Here is an 18,391-nt window from a genome sequence, read left to right as displayed (position 1 = left end):
GGCCGGTACTCCCCCGGACACGCCTCGGTCCGACCGGGCGGACCCGCGTCGCCGTGCCCGCTCAGCCCGCGTCCGGCATGTCCTGCCCCTCCCCCGGTCGCTCCGGCTGGTCCTGGCCCGGGCGGGGCTGCGGGAGGACCGGCTGGAGGACCAGCATGCGCTCGACGAGGCGGAGGAACATCGCCACGTCCCGTATCAGGTCGTCGGCGTCCCGGCTGCTGGCCGCGTCGCGGATGCCCGCCTCGGCCCGGGCGCGGCGCCGGGCGCCGGAGGCGAACAGTGCGCTCCACTCGGACAGTTCGGGCGCGATCTCGGGGAGCACTTCCCAGGCGCTCCTGATCTTGGCCCGGGCCCGGGGCGAGGTCTCCGGCCGGCCCCGGGCGGCGAGCACGGCGGCGGCGGTGCGGAGGGCGGCGAGGTGGGCCGTCGCGTAGCGCTCGTTCGGTGTCTCCAGGACGGCGGCCTCGTCGAGGGCGGCGTGGGCCTGGGCGAGCAGGTCGAGGGCGGCGGGCGGGGCCGTGGCCCGGCGCAGCACGGGGTGCACGTCGCTCGCCGGTCCGGTCAGTGAGGGGGCAGGGCCGGTGGCACGGCGCCGGCGGGCGGCTGCTGCGTGGTAGCTGGCCATGACGAACCTCCTGTCGTCTGTGTGACGGCACGTCCGGCTAGGAGTGCCGTATGTGACCCATCGTGAGGTATGGCACTGACAATCCGTTCTGACCTGCGGTTTTGCCTCGATCGTAGGTTCGGAGTAGTTTTTGCACTGACCAGTCAGTTCAAATTCTCCGACAGATCGAGGGAGACTCGTGGGGGAACGAGTGGGAGGGGCGCGGATCGCCGCCGCGGGCCTTGGGGTGAAAGGGCCGCGCGGGTGGGCGTTCCGCGGGATCTCCGTCGACGCCGAGCCGGGATCGCTCGTCGCGGTCGAGGGCCCGTCCGGGTCCGGCCGTACGTGCCTGCTGCTCGCGCTGACGGGGCGCATGAAGATCGCGGAGGGCACGGCCACGGTCGGCGAGGCCAGGCTGCCCAAGCAGCTGTCGGCGGTGCGCCGGGTCAGCGCCCTGGCCCATGTGCCCGGGGTCAGCGAACTCGACCCGGCCCTGACCGTCGGCGAGCACCTGCGGGAGCGGGCCCTGCTCCAGCGGCGGTTCGGTGACTCCCTGCGCGGGCTGTTGCGTCCCCGCGGCGAGCGGGCGGCCGAGGCCGCCCAGCGCGTCGACGCGGCACTGGCCGCCGCCGGCCTCGACCTTGAGGCGCTGCCCAAGGGGCCCCGTACCGCCGTACGCGATCTGGAGCGGCAGGAGGCACTGCGGCTGTCCATCGCCCTCGCGCTCGTCGGCCGGCCCCGGCTGCTCGGGGTCGACGACACCGACCTCAAGCTCTCCGACGGCGAGCGGGACGAGATCTGGTCCCTGCTCAGGTCCCTCGCCGGCGCCGGGACGACGGTCGTGGCGGTGTGCAGCGAGGCCCCGGAGGGCGCCGTCAGGGTGTCCACCGAGGAGAGCCGGGACGCCCGGGAGAACCAGGACGCCGGGGACCAGGTCGGCCAGGAGAACCAGGACGACAGCGACGATCACCCGGCCGCCGAGGGCGAAGAGGCCGGTCAGGGAGAGGAGAAGGCCGATGCGCTCGCCGAAACTCGCCGCGCTTGAGCTCCGCCGCTTCGGCCGGGGCAAGCTGCCGCGCGCCGCGCTGGTCGCGCTGCTGGTGCTGCCGTTGCTGTACGGGGCGCTGTACCTGTGGTCGTTCTGGGACCCGTACGGCCGTCTGGACCGTATCCCCGTGGCGCTCGTGAACGACGACAAGGGGGCGACCGCCGACGGGAGGAAGATCACGGCGGGCGACGACATCACCAAGGGCCTGCACGACAGCAAGACCTTCGACTGGCGGGAGGTGAGCGCCGCCGAGGCCCGCAGGGGTGTCGAGGACGGCACCTACTACCTGTCGCTCACCATGCCCGCCGACTTCAGCGAGCGGATCGCCTCCAGCTCCGGGCACTCCCCGGAGACCGGTGCCCTCCAGGTGCACACCAACGACGCGAACAACTACATCGTCGGGCAGATCTCCCGGACGGTGTTCAGCGAGGTGCGCCAGGCCGCGTCCACGAAGACGTCGCGGTCCTTCCTGGACAAGATCTTCGTCTCGTTCTCCGACATCCACGGCAAGACCGTGAAGGCGGCGAAGGGCGCCGACCAGCTCAAGGGCGGCATCGGCAAGGCCGAGAAGGGCTCCAAGGACCTCGCCGACGGCCTGAAGACCGCCAAGGACGGCAGCGGCAAGCTGTCCACGGGCCTGAAGAAGCTCCACACGGGCGCGGGCGACCTGGAGGACGGCTCGAAGCAGGTCGCGGACGGCACGCAGAAGCTCGCCGACAAGATCAACGGCACCGCCGGCAAGGTCCGCCCCTTCCTGAAGGGCAACGAGAAGACCATCGGCGACACGGCCCGGCTCGTCGCCGACTCCTCCGGTGTGATCCGCAAGCACCTGGACACCCTGGCGAAGAGGGCCCCGACCGCCGCCAAGGGCGCCCGTACGGCGTCGGACACGCTGAACGGCGTCTACACCAGGCGCTGCGAGGACCCCGTCCTGCCCGATGCCGCCTGTGCCGACCTGAAGAAGGCCAAGGAGGCGGCGGCCGACGCGGCCCTCATCGCCGGCGACGTCAACACGCTGATCGCGGACCAGAACGGCGATCTGGCGAAGCTGGACAAGAACCTCGCCGCCCTCCAGAAGCAGTCCGAGGCCCTGGCCGAGCGCGCGCCGCATCTCTCCGAGGACCTCGACGACGCCACCAAGAAGATCAACAAGCTGAACGACGGGGCGGCCGAGGTCGCCGCGGGCGCGAAGAAGCTGCACAAAGGGATCGGCACGGCCAAGACCGGTGCCGTCGACCTGAACAAGGGCGTCGGCCGGCTCAAGACGGGCGCGGACGACCTCAGCGGCGGCATGTTCAAACTCGTCGACGGCTCCGGCAAGCTCGCCGGCGGGCTGCACGACGGGGCGGAGCGCATCCCCGACTACGACAAGCAGGACCGCGACCGGCGCACCGAGGTCATGGCCGACCCCGTGCGACTCGCCTCCCAGGACCTGCACAAGGCGCCCAACTACGGCACCGGGTTCGCCCCGTACTTCATTCCGCTGTCCCTGTGGGTGGGCGCGATGGTGGCCTACATGCTGATCACCCCGATGAACCGGCGCGCGCTCGCAGCGGGCGCCCCGGCCTGGCGGATCGCGCTGGCCGGCTGGCTGCCGGTGGTGGCGATCGGGGTGCTCCAGACGGTGGCCCTGATGTCGGTGCTGCACTGGGCGGTCGGTCTGGAGATGGCGCGGGCGGCCGGGACGGTGGGCTTCCTGTTCCTGGTGACGGCGTGCTTCGCGGCGATCGTGCAGTGGCTGAACGCGCGCTTCGGGGCGGCGGGCCGGATCCTCGTCCTCGCCCTGCTGATGCTCCAGCTGACCTCGGCGGGCGGCACGTACCCCGTGCAGACCAGCCCCGGCTTCTTCAACGCGCTCCACCCGTTCCTGCCGATGAGCTACGTCGTCGAGGCACTGCGCAGGCTCATCACGGGCGGCGGTCTGGAACCGGTGTGGCACGCGTGCGTGGTGCTGACGGCGTTCACCGCCGGCGCCCTCGCGCTGACCGCCGTGGCGGCCCGCCGCCGCCAGGTGTGGACGCTGGACCGGCTGCACCCGGAGCTGACCCTGTGAGCCCTTCGGCGACCTCCCGGTGAACCGTTCGACGTCCCCGGTGAACCCTTCGGTGACATCCCCAGGAAAGGTTCCTGTGACAATCAGGGCCATGGAAAGCAGCAGTGCCGCGTCGGGCGGCAGCACGCGCCGCGAGGCCACCCGGCAGAAGCTCTACGAGGCGGCCGTCACGCTCATCGCCGAGCAGGGCTTCTCCGCCACGACCGTGGACGAGATCGCCGAGCGTGCCGGAGTCGCCAAGGGCACGGTCTACTACAACTTCGCGAGCAAGTCCGTCCTCTTCGAGGAGCTGCTGCGGCACGGGGTCGGCCTCCTCACCGCCTCCCTGCGGGAAGCGGCCGAGCGGACCGCCCGGGAGGGCGGCACCAAGGTCGACGCCCTGGACGCGATGATCCGCGCGGGGCTGGTCTTCATCGACCGCTACCCGGCCTTCACACAGCTGTACGTGGCCGAGCTGTGGCGCACGAACCGAGCCTGGCAGTCGACGCTGATGGTGGTCCGGCAGCAGGCCGTCGCGGTCGTGGAGGACGTGCTGCGCGCGGGCGTGGCGGGCGGCGAGTTCAGCGACGAGATCGACGTCCCGCTGACGGCGGCCGCGCTGGTCGGCATGGTCCTGGTCGCCGCGCTGGACTGGAAGTCCTTCCAGCCGGAGCGCTCCCTGGACGACGTCCACGCGGCGCTGTCCCGGCTGCTCCAGGGGCGGGTGAGCGGCTGCCGCTGAGGACACCCCCTGAGCGCTGCCGCTGAAGGCACCCGGACGCAGATGTGAAAGCGCCGGTCCGCTGTGGCCGCGTCCCCCGCGGGCCACCTCGAACCGGCGCCTTCCGTGCTCCCCCGTTTTTCCTGCTCCCCCGTACGTCCCCCGCAGGACCCCCGTTCGGTCGTCCCCCGGTTCTCCCCCGTGCCTCGCTCCCGCCGACACCGTCGGCGGAAGGAGCGGATCGCGGGCCCGGTCCCGTTCCGGCGCCCCGTGTCGCCGGTACCGGAGCCGTGCCCCCTCTCCGTGCCTCCACTCTCTCGTTCTCGCAGGTCGTCTCCCATCCGCGCGCGTACTCAACTCCCCCACTAGGTACACGTACTCAGCCCTGCGCACGCGGCCCCAGAACACTCCGTGGCCGACTGGTCACGATCGCCTCCGCGCCCGTACTCGGAGGCCGACCGCGGGGGCTCTCGGCGGGGGCTGTCAGTGGGGGCCGATAAAGTCCCTGGCATGGCACGGATTGCGGTGATCGGCGCCGGGATGGGCGCCATGGCGGCGGCCGCCCGGCTGGCCGTCGCGGGCCACCGGGTGGTGGTGTACGAGCGGACGGACACCCACGGCGGAGCGCTGCGCCGCTTCGAGCGCGACGGGTTCTCCTTCGACACCGGCCCCGGCCTGCTCCCGCTGCCCGCCGTCTACCGCGACCTGTTCGTCAAGACCGGCAAGGAGCCGCTGGAGCGTTGCGTGGACCTGGTCCAGGTCGACCCGTCGTCCCGGCACGTGTTCGCGGACGGCACCCGGGTGTCGCTGCCGAACGCCTCACGCGCGGGCGTCGTGGCGGCCCTGGACGAGGCGCTCGGCTCCGGGGCCGGGAAGCGGTGGGGTGACTTCCTGGTGCGGGCCCGCGAGGCCTGGGACCGCACGCGCCGCCCCCTCCTGGAGGAGCCGCTGTGGCCGAACTGGCAGGTGCTGGCCGAGCGTGAGCCGTACCCGGCGGTGCCTCACAAGCGGCTGCTGCGCACCCGCCGGGCCGGCACGCTCGCCGAGGTCGGCGCCTGGGAGCTGCGGGACGCCCGGCTCACCGCCCTCCTGGAGAGCCACGCCCTGGCGTACGGCCTGGATCCCCGGACGACTCCGGCGAGCGCGACCGTACTGCCGTACATGGAGCACGCCTTCGGCATCTGGTACGTGCGTGGCGGCCTGCGGGAGCTGGCCCGCGCGGTGTACGAGCGGTGCGTGGCCCGAAAGGTCGAGTTCCGTTTCGGCGCCGACGTGACCGGGGTGCTGGAGAAGGACGGCCGCGCCTCGGGGGTGGAACTCGCCGACGGCACGGTCGCGGAGGCGGACTTCGTGGTCGCCGGTGTCGCGCCCGGCGCGCTGGACCGGCTGTCGGCGCAGGCCGTGGTGCGAGGTGACGGCGACGTGCCGCCGCAGCCCGCGGCGGCGAGCCGGGTCACGGTGCTGCTCGCCCTGCGCGGCGCCCGCCCCGAGGGCACGGCACACCGCACGGTGGTCCACGCGGCGGACCGCGAGGCCGAGTTGGACGCCCTGTTCGGCACGGCGGCGCAGAACCCGCGTCCCACGGTCACGGTCCTGCGGCCCGACGACCCGGGACTGGTCCCGGACCCGGACCACGAGGCGGTCGCCCTCACGACGGTGGTGCCCGCCCGGCCCGGCGAGCCCTGCGACACCCTCGCCGAGAACATGATCACGGTCGCCGAACGCGCCGTACCGGATCTGCGCGACCGCCTCCTCTGGCACGAGGTGCGCACCCCGGCCGACATCGCCGAGGCGACCGGCGCGGAGGGCGGGGCGGTGCCGGTGCCCGCCCTGGCGGCGGACGGCGGGCGGCTGCTGCATCCGTCCAACAGCACGCGCGTGCCCGGTCTGTTCACCGTCGGCGGCTGGGCGCATCCCGGCGGCGGTCTGCCGCACGCGGGCATGTCGGGCGCGCTGGTGGCGGGACTGATCGTGGAGGGACCGGAGTTCCGGGGCTCTCAGTGAGCTCGCCGCCCGAGCGGCGTTCAAGCCTCAGAAACGGTACTGCTCGTCGAAGCCGTTCCCGGGCGTCTGCTGCTGCCCGTTGCCCTGGTACGGGTACGACTGCTGCTCCGGCGGCAGCTCCTGGCCGTACTCGTCGGTGGTGCGCTGCTGCGGGACCCACACACCGGCCGGCGGGGTCTCGCCGCCGTAGGTGCCGGCGTACTGGTCCTGGCCGTAGCCCTGCTGGGCGTAGTACTGCTGGTCGCCGTAGGAGGTGTCGTACGAGGCCCCGCCGTAGGTCGGCGTGCCGATGTACGGGTCGGAGTAGGCGGCGTACTGCTGCTGGTCCGTGGCGTCGTAGCCCTGCTGCTGGCCGTAGCCCGAGTAGTCGTAGGCGTAGGGCTGGTCGGTGCCCTGGGCCGTGGCGGCGTACTGGTCCTGGGGCGGGCCCTGCTGGTAGCCGGTGTCGCCGTACACGCCGTAGGAGCCGGTGTCGTCGGGCACGGGCTGCGGCTCGTAGACGGCGGTGGTCTCGGCGGCCGTCGGTTGCACCGGGCGCGACGGGGTGAAGACGTCGTCGCGGTCGTAGTCGTCGTCCTGGCCGTAGGCGGGGGCGGTGGTGTCGCGGCGGTAGTCGGCGCCCTCGTCGCCGTAGCCGCCGTCGGCCGCCTCCATGTCGGAGACCTCCAGGCTCGGCTCCTGACGGCCGCGCTCACCGCGGCGGCCCTTGCCGCCGCCCAGCTTCGGCGCGTTCATCGCCCAGCCGGCCGAGAAGCCGCTGCGGAACGACAGGGTGACGTAGGTCTGCCCGACCGCGAAGGCGGCCGCGCCCAGTCCGATCACGATGACGGACGGGATCAGCACACCGACCACGACACCGAGGAAACCGACGAAGGCCAGCAGCCGCCAGCGCAGCCGCGCCTTGTACTGCAACAGCACCTCGCCCAGCAGCCACAGCGCGACGATGCCGAACGCGATGTAGAGGACCGCCCAGCCCATGTACGCCCCTCTCCCAGTCGCCGCAACGCAGTGTGTCGTATACCGGTGCGAACGGTCTAGGCCTGCGGTCGGTGGTGCAGGCCCAGGTTCTCGTAGATTTCCAGCGTCGCCGTGGAGTTGTTGAGCGTGATGAAGTGCAAGCCGGGCACTCCCTCGGCGAGCAGCCGCGCACAGAACTCCGTGGCGAATTCGATACCAATGGAGCGTACAGCGGCCGGATCGTCTTTTGCTGTGAGGATCCGCTCTTTCAGGGCGGACGGGAACGCGGCGTTGGTGAGAGAGCCGATCCGCTCCAGCGAGCGCACGCTGGCGATCGGCATGACCTCGGGGATGATCGGGGTGTCGCAGCCGGCGGCCGAGACGCGGTCGCGCAGCCGGAGGTACTCCTCCGGGTGGAAGAACATCTGCGTGATGGCGTAGTCCGCGCCCGCACGGCACTTGTCGACGAAGTGGCGGACGTCGGTGTCCCAGTCGGTGGAGCGCGGGTGCATCGCCGGGAAGGCTGCGACGCCCACGCAGAAGTCGCCGGACGCCTTGATCAGCTCGACGAGTTCGGCGGCGTAGGCGAGGCCCCGCGGGTGCGGCACCCACTCGCCCATCGGGTCGCCGGGCGGGTCCCCGCGCAGGGCGAGCATGTTGCGGATCCCGGCGTCGGCGTACTGGCCGATGATGTTGCGCAGGTCGGCCACCGAGTGGTCGACCGCCGTGAGGTGCGCGATGGGCGTGAGGGTGGTGTCGGAGGCGATCGCCTCGGTCGCCTTGACCGTGCCCGCGCGGGTGGAGCCGCCCGCGCCGTAGGTCACGGAGACGAAGTCGGGCGCCACGGCCTCGACCCGGCGCAGCGCGTTCCACAGGTTCCGCTCGCCCTTCGGGGTCTTCGGGGCGTAGAACTCGAACGAGTACGTCGTTTTGCCGGTCGCGAGCAGGTCACGGACGGTGCGCGCGTGGTCCGATCTGATGGATGCGGTGCCGAGGGCCATACCGGCAGGTTAGTCAGGGGCGGTCGGTCCCCCAACCGGACATCGGACTTTGGCCCGATTTGTGCACTTGTTGTCCATCCCTTGGACAAACCGGCCCACGAACCGGCCTACGAACCGGCCTCCTGCTGCTCCCGCAGCCTCTTCGCGAAATCGGCCGCCGCCGCGCCCGGGTCGTCGGCCTCGGTGATCGCCCGTACGACGACGGCACGCCGGGCGCCCGCTTCCAGGACCTGGTCGAGATTGCCGAGGTCGATGCCGCCGATGGCGAACCAGGGCCGGTCGGTGCCGAGGGCGGCGGTGTACCGGACGAGGTCCAGGCCGGGGGCGTGCCGGCCGGGCTTGGTGGGGGTGGGCCAGCAGGGGCCGGTGCAGAAGTAGTCCACACCGTCCTGGACGGCGGCCGCGGCGGCCTCGGACTCGGCGTGCGTGGAGCGGCCGATCAGGACGTCGTCGCCGAGGATCGCGCGGGCCGCGGGGACGGGGAGGTCGCCCTGGCCGAGATGCAGCACGTCGGAGCCGGCGGCGTGGGCGACGTCGGCCCGGTCGTTGACCGCGAGCAGCTTGCCGTGCCGGGCACAGGCGTCGGCGAAGACGGCCAGGTGCTCCAGCTCCTCGGCCGCCTCCATGCCCTTGTCCCGCAACTGCACGATGTCGACCCCGCCGGCCAGTACGGCGTCCAGGAATTCCACGAGATCGCCCTGCCGCTTGCGCGCGTCGGTGCAGAGGTAGACCCGCGCGTCGGCGAGCTGTGCGCGGGCGGTGGTGCGGGTGGTGGCGGTTGTGGCGGCCATGCGTCGTCCCCCTGGTGTTGGTGGTGCGCGGGTGCGGGTGCGTCCTCGCGCCGTCGGGTGCGGGTACGCCATGGTTGCGCACGGGTGCGGGTGCAGGTGCGGTGGCGTACCGGCTCAAGGCGCACCCGTGCCGATGGCAGGACGAAGCCCTCGGGCCCCCGCGCCTGTGCGGGCGGGCGGCACGGCGCCCCTGCGCACGGCGTGCTGCCATGGCCGCAGAGAGTCCCCGCTCCGGTGACTCCGGCGCCCCGCCCCTGCCGGGCACAAGCCGCCCCGTGACCGGGGCTCCATGGGTCGCCCCACGGGCCCCGGCCAACACCGGGCGGTTGTTCGGGTCCGGCCCCGCGCGTGCGCGCCGGACCGTTGTTCGGTCGTGGTCGGGTCAGACCGCGAGCGCCTGGGCTCGGCGCTTCACCTCCGTGCCACGGTTCTCGCTCAGGGCCTGTGCCGGCGTGCCGGGCAGGCTCGGGTCGGGGGTGAAGAGCCACTCCAGCATCTCTTCGACCGTGAAGCCGTCGTCCCGCAGGAGCGTCAGGGTTCCGGCCAGGCCCTTGACGACCTTGTCCCCGTCGATGAAGGCCGCGGGGACGTGCAGTGCGCGGTTCTCACCGCGGCGTACGGCGATGAGCTGGCCCTCCTTGACCAGCTGCCGCACGCGCGTCACCTCGACGCCGAACTGTTCGGCGATGTCGGGGAGGGTGAGCCAGGCAGGGACGAGAGCATCGATCTTTGCGTCAATCTCGGTCACGGAAACCAGCCTGCCATCCCCCACTGACAGTCGGAAGCCGGGCCCGCCCACCTGGGCGGATCCGCGCGCCTTCCGAGCTACGCCGTGGCCGCCTTCAACGGCCTCGCCGGGTCCCCCAGCAACGCCGGATTCATCGGCGTGCCCGACTCGATCAGGCGGCGGCCCTGCGCCAGGTCCCGGGGACGGCCCACCGCCAGCAGCGCGACCAGCCGGTCTCCGCGCAGCCAGCAGACCGTCCAGGCCGGTCCGGCCGGGTCGCCCCGCCACAGGGTCGTGTCGGCGGCCGCGTGGTGCCCGGCGTACTGCACGAAACGCCCGAACTGCTCCGACCAGAAGTACGGCACGGGGTCGTACACCGCGGGGGTCTCCCCCGAGGCCCGGCCGACGATGTTCACGGCGACCGTGCGCGGCCCCTGGAGGGCGTTGTCCCAGTGGTGCACCAGCAGGCGCTCGCCGTACCGGCCCGAGGGGAAGGAGGCGCAGTCGCCGACCGCGTACACGTCGGGCACCGACGCGCGCAGGTGCTGGTCGGCCACGATCTCGCCGTGCGGGCCCAGCTCGATCCCGGAGCCGGCCAGCCAGGCCGTGGCCGGTCGGGCGCCGATGCCGACGACGACCGCGTCCGCGGGCAGCCGCGCGCCGTCGTCGAGAACCACCGTGCCGGGCTCCACGCGCTCCACGCGCGCGTGCGTCCGCAGCACGGCACCCGCGTCGGCGTACCAGCGGGCCATCGGCGCGGCGACCTCGGCGGGCAGCGCCCCGGCGAGGGGCCGTTCGGCGGCCTCCACGACGGTCACCGCGCAGCCCGCCTCGCGCGCGGCCGTGGCGAACTCCGCGCCGATCCAGCCGGCGCCGACGACCACGATGTCGTGCCGGCCGGCCAGCACCGGCCGCAGCCGTTCGGCGTCGTCCAGGGTGCGCAGCAGATGCACGCCCGGCACGCCCTCCGCCCCGGGCAACCGGATCGGTTCGGCACCGGTCGCGACGACCAGGACGTCGTACGGCACGGGCCCGTCCTCGGTGTCCAGCTCGTGGTCGCCCGGGCGCAGGCCCCGCACCTCGCAGCCGAGCCGCAGCTCGATGCCGAGGGCCTCGAAGTCGACGTCGAAGGCGGAGCCCTCGGCCTTGCCGAGCAGGACGGCCTTGGACAAGGGGGGCCGGTCGTAGGGCTGGTGGGGTTCCGCGCCGATCAGGCGCACGGTGCCGGTGAAGCCCTGCTCGCGCAGGGCGACCGCGGTCTGCACACCGGCCATCCCCGCGCCCGCCACGACCACGCGCCGGGGCGCGGACGAACCTGGTTCCTGCGTCTGCTCGCTCACCTGATCACCATAGACAACTGACATTTTGTCAGTCAGTGCTCATACCCAGTGACCTGCTGCACACGCGACCGGGGCGCGGACCGGGCCGTCGAGGAAGCGGGCCGTGGTGGTGGCTCCCTTACTGCGGCATACGGCAGCGGGCTAGGGTGGGTGGCCAACGCAATGCACTCGCGGGAGCCCGGACGCACCGGGCTGAGAGGGAGGCTGGCGGCCTCCGACCGTACGAACCTGATCCGGGTCATGCCGGCGAAGGGAGGGGCTGGACGCCCATGTCGCGTACGCGCACGTCAGACGTCCTCGTCATCGGGGGCGGGATCATCGGCCTGGTCACCGCGTGGCGGGCCGCGCAGCGCGGGCTCGCCACGTCCGTGGTGGACCCGGAACCGGGCGGCGGAGCCGCACAGGTGGCCGCCGGGATGCTGGCCGCCGTCACGGAACTGCACTACGGCGAGCAGACCCTGCTCGGGCTGAATCTGGCCTCCGCCCGGCGCTACCCGGACTTCGCGGCCGAGCTCACCGAGCAGACCGGCCACGACCTCGGCTACCGCCGGTGCGGCACGCTCGCCGTGGCCCTGGACGCCGACGACCGGGCCCATCTGCGCGAACTGCACGCCCTGCAGCAGCAGTCGGGCCTGGAGTCGCAGTGGCTGTCGGGGCGGGAGTGCCGTCGCCTGGAGCCGATGCTCGCGCCGGGCGTGCGCGGCGGGCTGCGGGTCGACGGGGACCACCAGATCGATCCTCGGCGGCTGGCCGGGGCGCTGGTCACCGCGTGCGAGCGGGCCGGTGTGGTCTTCCACCGGGCGTGGGCCGAGCGGCTCACCGTCGCACGGGACCGGGCCACGGGCGCCGTCACGGACGACGGCACCCCGCTGGAGGCCGGGCAGGTCGTCCTGGCCGGGGGCAGCCTCAGCGGGCGGCTCGCGGGCGTCCCGGAGGATGTGCTGCCGCCCGTGCGGCCGGTGAAGGGGCAGGTCGTACGGCTGACCATGCCGCGGCGGCACGGGCCCTTCCTGAACCGGACCGTGCGCGCGGTCGTGCGCGGCAGCCATGTCTACCTGGTACCGCGCGAGAGCGGCGAGCTGGTCGTCGGGGCGACCAGCGAGGAGCTGGGCTGGGACACCACCGTGACCGCGGGCGGCGTGTACGAGCTGCTGCGCGACGCGCACGAGCTGGTCCCGGGCATCACCGAGCTGCCCCTCACCGAGACCCGGGCCGGACTGCGCCCCGGCTCCCCCGACAACGCGCCCCTGCTCGGCCCGACCGGGCTGGAGGGGCTGCTGCTGGCCACCGGGCACTACCGCAACGGCGTCCTGCTCACGCCGGTCACCGGCGACGCGATGGCGCACGTCCTGACGACGGGTGAGCTCCCCGAGGAGGCCCGCCCCTTCACGCCGAAGCGCTTCAGCAGCGCCACCGCACTCACGGAGCAGCCCGCATGAACATCTCCGTCAACGGGGAGCCCCGGGAGGTCCGGCCCGGTACGGCTCTCGACACCGTCGTGAAGTCCCTCACCGCCGCGCCGTCCGGCGTGGCCGCCGCCCTGAACGAAACCGTCGTCCCGCGCGCGCAGTGGCCGTCCACGACCCTCTCCGAGGGGGACCGCGTGGAAGTCCTCACCGCCGTCCAAGGAGGCTGATCATGGCCGACGATCCGTTTGTCCTCGGTGGTACGTCCTTCACGTCCCGCCTGATCATGGGTACGGGCGGGGCGCCCAGCCTCGACGTGCTGGAACGGTCGCTGGTCGCGTCCGGGACGGAGCTGACGACGGTCGCGATGCGGCGGGTGAACGCCTCGGTGCACGGCTCGGTGCTGTCCGTCCTGGACAAGCTCGGCATCCGCGTCCTGCCCAACACGGCGGGCTGCTTCACCGCCGGCGAGGCCGTCCTCACGGCCCGTCTCGCGCGCGAGGCCCTCGGCACGGACCTGATCAAGCTGGAGGTCATCGCCGACGAGCGCACGCTGCTGCCGGACCCGATCGAGCTGCTGGAGGCGGCCGAGACGCTGGTCGACGACGGGTTCACGGTGCTGCCGTACACCAATGACGACCCCGTGCTGGCGCGGAAGCTGGAGGACGTGGGGTGCGCTGCGATCATGCCGCTCGGCTCGCCGATCGGCTCCGGGCTGGGCATTCGCAATCCGCACAACTTCCAGCTGATCGTCGAGCACGCGCGTGTGCCGGTGATTCTGGACGCGGGGGCCGGTACGGCGTCGGACGCGGCGTTGGCGATGGAGCTGGGGTGTGCGGGTGTGATGCTCGCCTCGGCGGTGACGCGGGCGCGGGAGCCGGTGCTGATGGCTGCCGCCATGAGGAACGCGGTCGAGGCGGGGAGGTTGGCTTATCGGGCTGGGCGTATTCCTCGGCGGCATTTCGCGGAGGCGTCTTCGCCGGCTGAGGGCATGGCTGCGCTGGATCCTGAGCGGCCTGCTTTTCAGTGACCCGGCGTTGGTGCTGAGGCCGGGGCGTTTCGCAGCCCGGCGGTGCGGGGTGCCGCTGCGCCCACCCGTGCCGCCCTTAAGGCACTGGGGGAGGCACGACTGCCCGCAGCTAAGGGGACGCACGTCACAGGTCCGCTTCAGTCGCGCCCCGAAAATGGCCGGGGCGCGAGAGCTGTCAGTCGTGGCTCGTACACTCGCCTGCGTGGACACGACCCTTCAGGACCCCTTGGTCGGGCAGGTGCTCGACGGCCGGTATCGCATCGACGCGCGGATCGCGGTCGGCGGGATGGCCACGGTCTACCGGGCCGTGGACACCCGGCTCGACCGGGTCCTCGCACTCAAGGTGATGCACCCCTCGCTCGCGGTCGACGGCTCGTTCGTCGAGCGGTTCATCCGCGAGGCGAAGTCGGTCGCCCGGCTGGCGCACCCGAACGTGGTGCAGGTCTTCGACCAGGGCACCGACGGCGGTTACGTCTACCTCGCCATGGAGTACGTCGCGGGTTGCACCCTGCGGGACGTGCTGCGCGAGCGCGGGGCCCTGCAGCCGCGTGCCGCCCTGGACATCCTGGAGCCGGTGCTGGCCGCGCTGGGCGCCGCGCACCGCGCCGGGTTCGTGCACCGGGACATGAAGCCCGAGAACGTCCTGATAGGGGACGACGGCCGGGTCAAGGTCGCCGACTTCGGCCTCGTACGGGCCGTGGACACGGTGACGAACACCACCGGCACCGTCCTCGGCACGGTCTCGTACCTCGCTCCCGAGCAGATAGAGAGCGGCACCGCCGACCCCCGCGTCGACGTGTACGCGTGCGGCGTGATGCTGTACGAGATGCTCACCGGCGACAAGCCGCACGACGGGGACTCCCCGGCCGTGATCCTCTACAAGCATCTGCACGAGGACGTCCCGCCGCCCTCGGCCGCCGTGCCCGGTCTGGCGTACGCGCTGGACGAGATGGTGGCCTCGGCGACCGCTCGCACCCCGGAGATCCGCCCGCACGACGCGGTGGCGCTGCTCGCGCAGGTCCGCGACGGGCGCGGCCGGCTGACCGCGGAGCAGCTGGACGCGGTGCCGCCGCAGGCGCTCGCCGCGGACCACGTCAACGCCGACGACCGTACGAGCGTGATCCCGCGTGCGCTGGCCACGCCGCGCCCCCTGCCCGTCGACGAGGACGAGGAGGGCTCCGCGGCGGCGCTCAACCGCACCAGCCGCTTCGAGTCCCCGCCGCCCCCGCCGTCCCGGCGCCGCTCGGGACCCCGGCGCGGCCCCATGGCCGTCGTCGTCGCCGTTCTGCTCGTGCTCGGACTCGGCACCGGCATCTGGTACGTCAACTCGGGCCAGTTCACCGAGGTCCCCCCGCTGCTGGCGAAGACGCAGGCGCAGGCCGAGGACCGGCTGGCGGACGCCGGGCTGGAGCTCGGCAAGGTGGAGCACGCCTACAGCGACACCGTGAAGCGCGGCACGGTCATCAGCAGCGACCCGAAGGCCGGGACGCGCATCCGCGGCAACGACTCGGTGTCCCTCACCATCTCCGACGGCCCCGAGAACGTACGGGTGCCCGCCCTGGAGGGACAGCGGCTGGACAAGGCGCGGTCGCTGCTGAAGGAGGACGGGCTGGAGCCGGGCATGGTCACCCGGGAGTTCAGCGAGGACGTGCCCAGGGGCTCGGTGATCTCCGCGCGGCCGGCGGACGGCACGAAGGTGCGCGCGGGCTCGGCGGTCGCGCTCGTCGTCAGCAAGGGCAGCCCCATCGACATCCCCGACGTCACCGGTGACGACCTGGCCGACGCCAGGGCCGAGCTGACGGACGCCGGTCTCAAGGTGAAGGTCGCCACCGAGCGGGTCACCTCCTCCGAGTTCGACAAGGGCCAGGTCGCCCGGCAGAGCCCGAACCCCGGCGGCCGGGCGGCCGAGGGCGACACCGTGACGCTGACGGTGTCCAAGGGCCCCGAGATGATCGAGGTCCCGGACGTGGTCGGCGACAGCGTCGACGACGCCACGCGGGAGCTGAAGGGCGCCGGGTTCCAGGTCGACGAGGACCGCGGACTGCTCGGTCTGTTCGGCGACACGGTGAAGGACCAGTCCGTGAAGGGTGGCGAGACCGCGCCCAAGGGCTCGACGATCACGATCAAGATCAGGTGAGGGCCCGGACGGGGAGCCCGTGGACGGGGCAGGGCCGGGCGCATGACACCCTGAACGGGTGAATCTTCAGCTGTCCCGCCCCTCCCGCAACCCCGTGGGCGGCCACGTCCCCGTGGCCGGTGGGCTCCACTCCGTCGGTCTGACCTACGCCCGTGACCTGAAGGCCGAGACCGTCCAGGTCTTCGTCGCCAACCCGCGCGGCTGGGCCACTCCGGCCGGCAATCCGAAGCAGGACGAGGCGTTCCGCGCCGCGTGCGACGCCGAGTCGATCCCGGCGTACGTGCACGCCCCCTACCTGATCAACTTCGGCTCGCACACCGAGGCGACCGTGGAGCGGTCGGTGGAGTCGCTGCGGCACTCGCTGCGCCGCGCACGGGAGATCGGGGCACTGGGCGTGGTCGTGCACACCGGCAGCGCGACCGGCGGCCGGGAGCGGTCGGTGGCGCTGCAGCAGGTACGGGAGCGTCTGCTGCCGCTGCTCGACGAGCTGACCCACGACGACGACCCGTATCTGCTGCTGGAGTCGACCGCCGGCCAGGGCGCCTCCCTGTGCTCGCGGACCTGGGACTTCGGCCCGTACTTCGAGGCGCTGGACGCGCATCCGATGCTGGGCGTGTGCCTGGACACCTGCCACATCTTCGCCGCCGGGCACGACCTGACCGGCCCGTCCGGCATGCACCAGACGCTGGACCTGCTGGTGGACACGGTCGGCGAGGGCCGGCTGAAGCTGATCCACGCCAACGACTCCAAGGACGTGGTGGGCGCGCACAAGGACCGGCACGAGAACATCGGCGTCGGCCACATCGGCGAGGACCCGTTCCGGGCCCTGATGACACACCCCGCGACCGAGGGCGTGCCGCTGATCATCGAGACTCCGGGCGGCAAGGAGGGGCACGCGGCGGACGTGGAGCGGCTGAAGAAGCTGCGCGACTGCTGAAGACGGCACAGGCACCGGAGGCGTCAGAGCCTCGCAGGCCTCAGAGGTCGGGGCCGTCCCCCGGCTCCTCCTGGTAGGAGTAGCGCTGCTCCTGCCACGGGTCGCCGATGTTGTGGTAGCCGCGCTCCTCCCAGAAGCCGCGCCGGTCGGCGGTCATGTACTCCACGCCGCGCACCCACTTGGGGCCCTTCCAGGCGTACAGGTGGGGCACGATCAGGCGCAGCGGGAAGCCGTGCTCGGCGGTGAGCAGCTCCCCGTCCTTGTGAGTGGCGAACAGGACGTGCTCGGAGGCGAAGTCGGACAGCCGGAGGTTGGAGCTGAATCCGTACTCGGCCCACACCATCACATGGGTGACATCGTCCGCGGGCGGGGCGAGGTCGAGGATCGTGCGCGCGGGGACACCGCCCCACTCGGCGCCCAGCATGCTGAACTTGGTGACGCAGTGCAGATCGGCCACGACGGTGGTGTACGGCAGGGCCGTGAACTCCTCGTGGGTCCAGCAGTGCTTGCCGCCGTCCGCCGTGGCCCCGAAGACCCTGAACTCCCAGCGCTCCGGCCGGAACTTGGGGACGGGCCCGTAGTGCGTGACCGGCCAGCCGCGCTGCACCCGCTGTCCCGGCGGAAGCCCGGGCTGCGTCGCTCCTGCCGGATCGCGCCCTTCTCCCGATTCGTGTCCCACCGGCTGACCCATGGCTCCATCCTGACAGACCCCCGGTGATGCCCCCGACCGGGGCAGCCTCAAAGCGGGCAATTAGAACTAAGCATGCCCTTACTTAGTAAGTGAAGACTTACTGGACGATCTTCGCCGCCGGTGGAATCATGCGGCGCAACCTGCCAGTTCCCCCCGCGCGGAAGGAGCCTCTGCGATGCAGGGCGACCCCGAAGTCCTCGAATTCCTCAACGAGCAGTTGACCGGCGAGCTGACGGCGATCAACCAGTACTGGCTGCACTACCGGATCCAGGACAACAAAGGCTGGACCAAACTCGCCAAGTACACGCGTGAAGAATCCATCGACGAGATGAAACACGCGGACAAGATCACCGAACGCATCCTCATGCTGGACGGCCTGCCCAACTATCAGCGGCTCTTCCATGTCCGGGTCGGTCAGACGGTCACCGAGATGTTCCAGGCGGACCGGCAGGTCGAGGTCGAGGCGATCGACCGCCTCAAGCGCGGTATCGAGGTGATGCGCAGCAAGGGCGACATCACGTCCGCGAACCTCTTCGAGTCGATCCTCGAGGACGAGGAGCACCACATCGACTACCTGGACACGCAGCTGGAGCTCATCGACAAGATCGGCGAGGCGCTGTACATCGCGCAGCAGATCGAGCAGCCGAGCTAGGCGGCTCTAAGCGGCGTCTTCCAGCTCCGCGAGCACCGGCTGGCCCCGGTCGGCCATCTCACGGCGAGGGCACGCACCCCTGCCGAGAATCGCCTGGATGCGACGCACGCACGACCCGCAGTCCGTGCCCGCCTTGCAGGCGGAGGCGATCTGCCGGGGGGTGCAGGCGCCGCCGTCCGCGTGCTGCTTGACCTGCTGCTCGGTGATCCCGAAGCAACTGCATACGTACACGCGGTCCACCTCCCGACAGGGTCGTTCCAAGGCGCCGTCCCCGTTGATCGGTGAGGCTAACCTAACCTTACCCGCCCGGTGC

General features: G+C 72.2%; 18 protein-coding genes and 1 riboswitch. Of the genes, 10 read left to right on the top strand and 8 right to left on the bottom strand.

The features are described from left to right. Window positions 1–61: 61 nt before the first annotated feature. Window positions 62–625 carry an SAV_6107 family HEPN domain-containing protein gene (locus ACIBL4_RS14685; protein ID WP_399409863.1) on the bottom strand — a complete coding sequence of 188 codons (564 nt, stop codon included), beginning with the start codon at window positions 623–625 and terminating at the stop codon, window positions 62–64. Between the two features lie 190 nt (window positions 626–815). Between ACIBL4_RS14685 and ACIBL4_RS14680 the strand changes: the two genes are divergently transcribed. The 4 genes from ACIBL4_RS14680 (at window position 816) to ACIBL4_RS14665 (ending at window position 6,409) form a co-directional block, all read left to right on the top strand. Beyond that, the gene (locus ACIBL4_RS14680) at window positions 816–1,649 is read left to right on the top strand and encodes an ATP-binding cassette domain-containing protein (RefSeq protein ID WP_399410574.1); all 834 of its coding nucleotides are present in this window, start codon (window positions 816–818) and stop codon (window positions 1,647–1,649) included. Continuing rightward, window positions 1,621–3,705, top strand: coding sequence for a YhgE/Pip family protein (locus ACIBL4_RS14675; RefSeq protein ID WP_399409861.1), 2,085 nt, complete (start codon window positions 1,621–1,623; stop codon window positions 3,703–3,705). Before ACIBL4_RS14680 ends, ACIBL4_RS14675 begins: the two co-directional genes overlap by 29 nt. A gap of 91 nt (window positions 3,706–3,796) precedes the next feature. Continuing rightward, window positions 3,797–4,426: a TetR/AcrR family transcriptional regulator gene (locus ACIBL4_RS14670; RefSeq protein ID WP_020274478.1), complete on the top strand. Its 630-nt coding sequence runs from the start codon at window positions 3,797–3,799 to the stop codon at window positions 4,424–4,426. Between the two features lie 489 nt (window positions 4,427–4,915). Next, a complete protein-coding gene (locus ACIBL4_RS14665; protein ID WP_399409859.1) occupies window positions 4,916–6,409 on the top strand; it encodes a phytoene desaturase family protein in 1,494 nt (497 codons plus the stop codon). A 27-nt stretch (window positions 6,410–6,436) separates the two neighbouring features. On the opposite strand, the gene ACIBL4_RS14660 is transcribed toward ACIBL4_RS14665, so the two are convergent. From ACIBL4_RS14660 to ACIBL4_RS14640, 5 genes are all read right to left on the bottom strand, one after another. Continuing rightward, window positions 6,437–7,387: a hypothetical protein gene (locus tag ACIBL4_RS14660; RefSeq protein ID WP_399409857.1), complete on the bottom strand. Its 951-nt coding sequence runs from the start codon at window positions 7,385–7,387 to the stop codon at window positions 6,437–6,439. A 56-nt stretch (window positions 7,388–7,443) separates the two neighbouring features. Continuing rightward, window positions 7,444–8,367: a methylenetetrahydrofolate reductase [NAD(P)H] gene (metF, locus tag ACIBL4_RS14655; RefSeq protein ID WP_399409855.1), complete on the bottom strand. Its 924-nt coding sequence runs from the start codon at window positions 8,365–8,367 to the stop codon at window positions 7,444–7,446. A gap of 107 nt (window positions 8,368–8,474) precedes the next feature. After that, window positions 8,475–9,158 (bottom strand): thiamine phosphate synthase, encoded by a 684-nt coding sequence (gene thiE / locus ACIBL4_RS14650; protein ID WP_399409853.1) that lies wholly within the window; start codon window positions 9,156–9,158, stop codon window positions 8,475–8,477. Between the two features lie 382 nt (window positions 9,159–9,540). Next, a complete protein-coding gene (locus ACIBL4_RS14645; RefSeq protein ID WP_184982857.1) occupies window positions 9,541–9,906 on the bottom strand; it encodes a helix-turn-helix domain-containing protein in 366 nt (121 codons plus the stop codon). Window positions 9,907–9,983: 77 nt separating this feature from the next. Continuing rightward, the gene (locus ACIBL4_RS14640) at window positions 9,984–11,225 is read right to left on the bottom strand and encodes an NAD(P)/FAD-dependent oxidoreductase (RefSeq protein WP_399409850.1); all 1,242 of its coding nucleotides are present in this window, start codon (window positions 11,223–11,225) and stop codon (window positions 9,984–9,986) included. A 160-nt stretch (window positions 11,226–11,385) separates the two neighbouring features. Continuing rightward, window positions 11,386–11,497: riboswitch (TPP riboswitch) on the top strand. On the opposite strand from ACIBL4_RS14640, the gene thiO reads away from it, so the two are divergent. The 5 genes from thiO to ACIBL4_RS14615 all read left to right on the top strand — a co-directional run bounded on the left by thiO (window position 11,495) and on the right by ACIBL4_RS14615 (window position 16,735). Continuing rightward, complete coding sequence (gene thiO / locus ACIBL4_RS14635) at window positions 11,495–12,664, top strand: glycine oxidase ThiO (RefSeq protein WP_399409848.1); 1,170 nt, start codon at window positions 11,495–11,497, stop codon at window positions 12,662–12,664. Its footprint overlaps the riboswitch before it by 3 nt. Beyond that, window positions 12,661–12,861 carry a sulfur carrier protein ThiS gene (thiS, locus tag ACIBL4_RS14630; RefSeq protein WP_399409846.1) on the top strand — a complete coding sequence of 67 codons (201 nt, stop codon included), beginning with the start codon at window positions 12,661–12,663 and terminating at the stop codon, window positions 12,859–12,861. Before thiO ends, thiS begins: the two co-directional genes overlap by 4 nt. 2 nt (window positions 12,862–12,863) lie before the next feature. Further along, window positions 12,864–13,661, top strand: coding sequence for a thiazole synthase (locus ACIBL4_RS14625; protein WP_399409844.1), 798 nt, complete (start codon window positions 12,864–12,866; stop codon window positions 13,659–13,661). 202 nt (window positions 13,662–13,863) lie between these two features. Beyond that, window positions 13,864–15,798 (top strand): Stk1 family PASTA domain-containing Ser/Thr kinase, encoded by a 1,935-nt coding sequence (pknB, locus tag ACIBL4_RS14620; RefSeq protein WP_399409842.1) that lies wholly within the window; start codon window positions 13,864–13,866, stop codon window positions 15,796–15,798. Window positions 15,799–15,856: 58 nt separating this feature from the next. Beyond that, window positions 15,857–16,735, top strand: a complete 879-nt coding sequence (locus ACIBL4_RS14615) for a deoxyribonuclease IV (protein WP_399409840.1) — start codon at window positions 15,857–15,859, stop codon at window positions 16,733–16,735. A 40-nt stretch (window positions 16,736–16,775) separates the two neighbouring features. On the opposite strand, the gene ACIBL4_RS14610 is transcribed toward ACIBL4_RS14615, so the two are convergent. Next, window positions 16,776–17,426: a sulfite oxidase-like oxidoreductase gene (locus ACIBL4_RS14610; protein WP_399409838.1), complete on the bottom strand. Its 651-nt coding sequence runs from the start codon at window positions 17,424–17,426 to the stop codon at window positions 16,776–16,778. A gap of 175 nt (window positions 17,427–17,601) precedes the next feature. Here ACIBL4_RS14610 and bfr point away from each other — a divergent pair, with 175 nt between their 5' ends. Beyond that, complete coding sequence (bfr, locus tag ACIBL4_RS14605) at window positions 17,602–18,078, top strand: bacterioferritin (protein ID WP_020272982.1); 477 nt, start codon at window positions 17,602–17,604, stop codon at window positions 18,076–18,078. A gap of 6 nt (window positions 18,079–18,084) precedes the next feature. On the opposite strand, the gene ACIBL4_RS14600 is transcribed toward bfr, so the two are convergent. Then, entirely contained in the window at window positions 18,085–18,318 is a 234-nt protein-coding gene (locus ACIBL4_RS14600) for a bacterioferritin-associated ferredoxin (protein ID WP_020272981.1), read from the bottom strand. Between the last annotated feature and the right edge of the window lie 73 nt (window positions 18,319–18,391).

This window comes from Streptomyces sp. NPDC050416 (assembly GCF_044458845.1).
GTDB lineage: Bacteria > Actinomycetota > Actinomycetes > Streptomycetales > Streptomycetaceae > Streptomyces.
Note: the sequence above shows the minus strand (reverse complement) of the source record. Positions and strands in the feature narration are given on the sequence as shown.

Bases quoted from the DNA above. Each gene is read 5' to 3' on its own strand.
- ACIBL4_RS14660 (WP_399409857.1), bottom strand. From the start codon at position 7,387: ATGGGCTGGGCGGTCCTCTACATCGCGTTCGGCATCGTCGCGCTGTGG.
- ACIBL4_RS14670 (WP_020274478.1), top strand. From the start codon at position 3,797: ATGGAAAGCAGCAGTGCCGCGTCGGGCGGCAGCACGCGCCGCGAGGCC.
- thiE (WP_399409853.1), bottom strand. From the start codon at position 9,158: ATGGCCGCCACAACCGCCACCACCCGCACCACCGCCCGCGCACAGCTC.
- bfr (WP_020272982.1), top strand. From the start codon at position 17,602: ATGCAGGGCGACCCCGAAGTCCTCGAATTCCTCAACGAGCAGTTGACC.
- ACIBL4_RS14685 (WP_399409863.1), bottom strand. From the start codon at position 625: ATGGCCAGCTACCACGCAGCAGCCGCCCGCCGGCGCCGTGCCACCGGC.
- thiO (WP_399409848.1), top strand. From the start codon at position 11,495: ATGTCGCGTACGCGCACGTCAGACGTCCTCGTCATCGGGGGCGGGATC.
- ACIBL4_RS14675 (WP_399409861.1), top strand. From the start codon at position 1,621: ATGCGCTCGCCGAAACTCGCCGCGCTTGAGCTCCGCCGCTTCGGCCGG.
- ACIBL4_RS14665 (WP_399409859.1), top strand. From the start codon at position 4,916: ATGGCACGGATTGCGGTGATCGGCGCCGGGATGGGCGCCATGGCGGCG.
- ACIBL4_RS14625 (WP_399409844.1), top strand. From the start codon at position 12,864: ATGGCCGACGATCCGTTTGTCCTCGGTGGTACGTCCTTCACGTCCCGC.
- thiS (WP_399409846.1), top strand. From the start codon at position 12,661: ATGAACATCTCCGTCAACGGGGAGCCCCGGGAGGTCCGGCCCGGTACG.
- ACIBL4_RS14610 (WP_399409838.1), bottom strand. From the start codon at position 17,426: ATGGGTCAGCCGGTGGGACACGAATCGGGAGAAGGGCGCGATCCGGCA.
- metF (WP_399409855.1), bottom strand. From the start codon at position 8,367: ATGGCCCTCGGCACCGCATCCATCAGATCGGACCACGCGCGCACCGTC.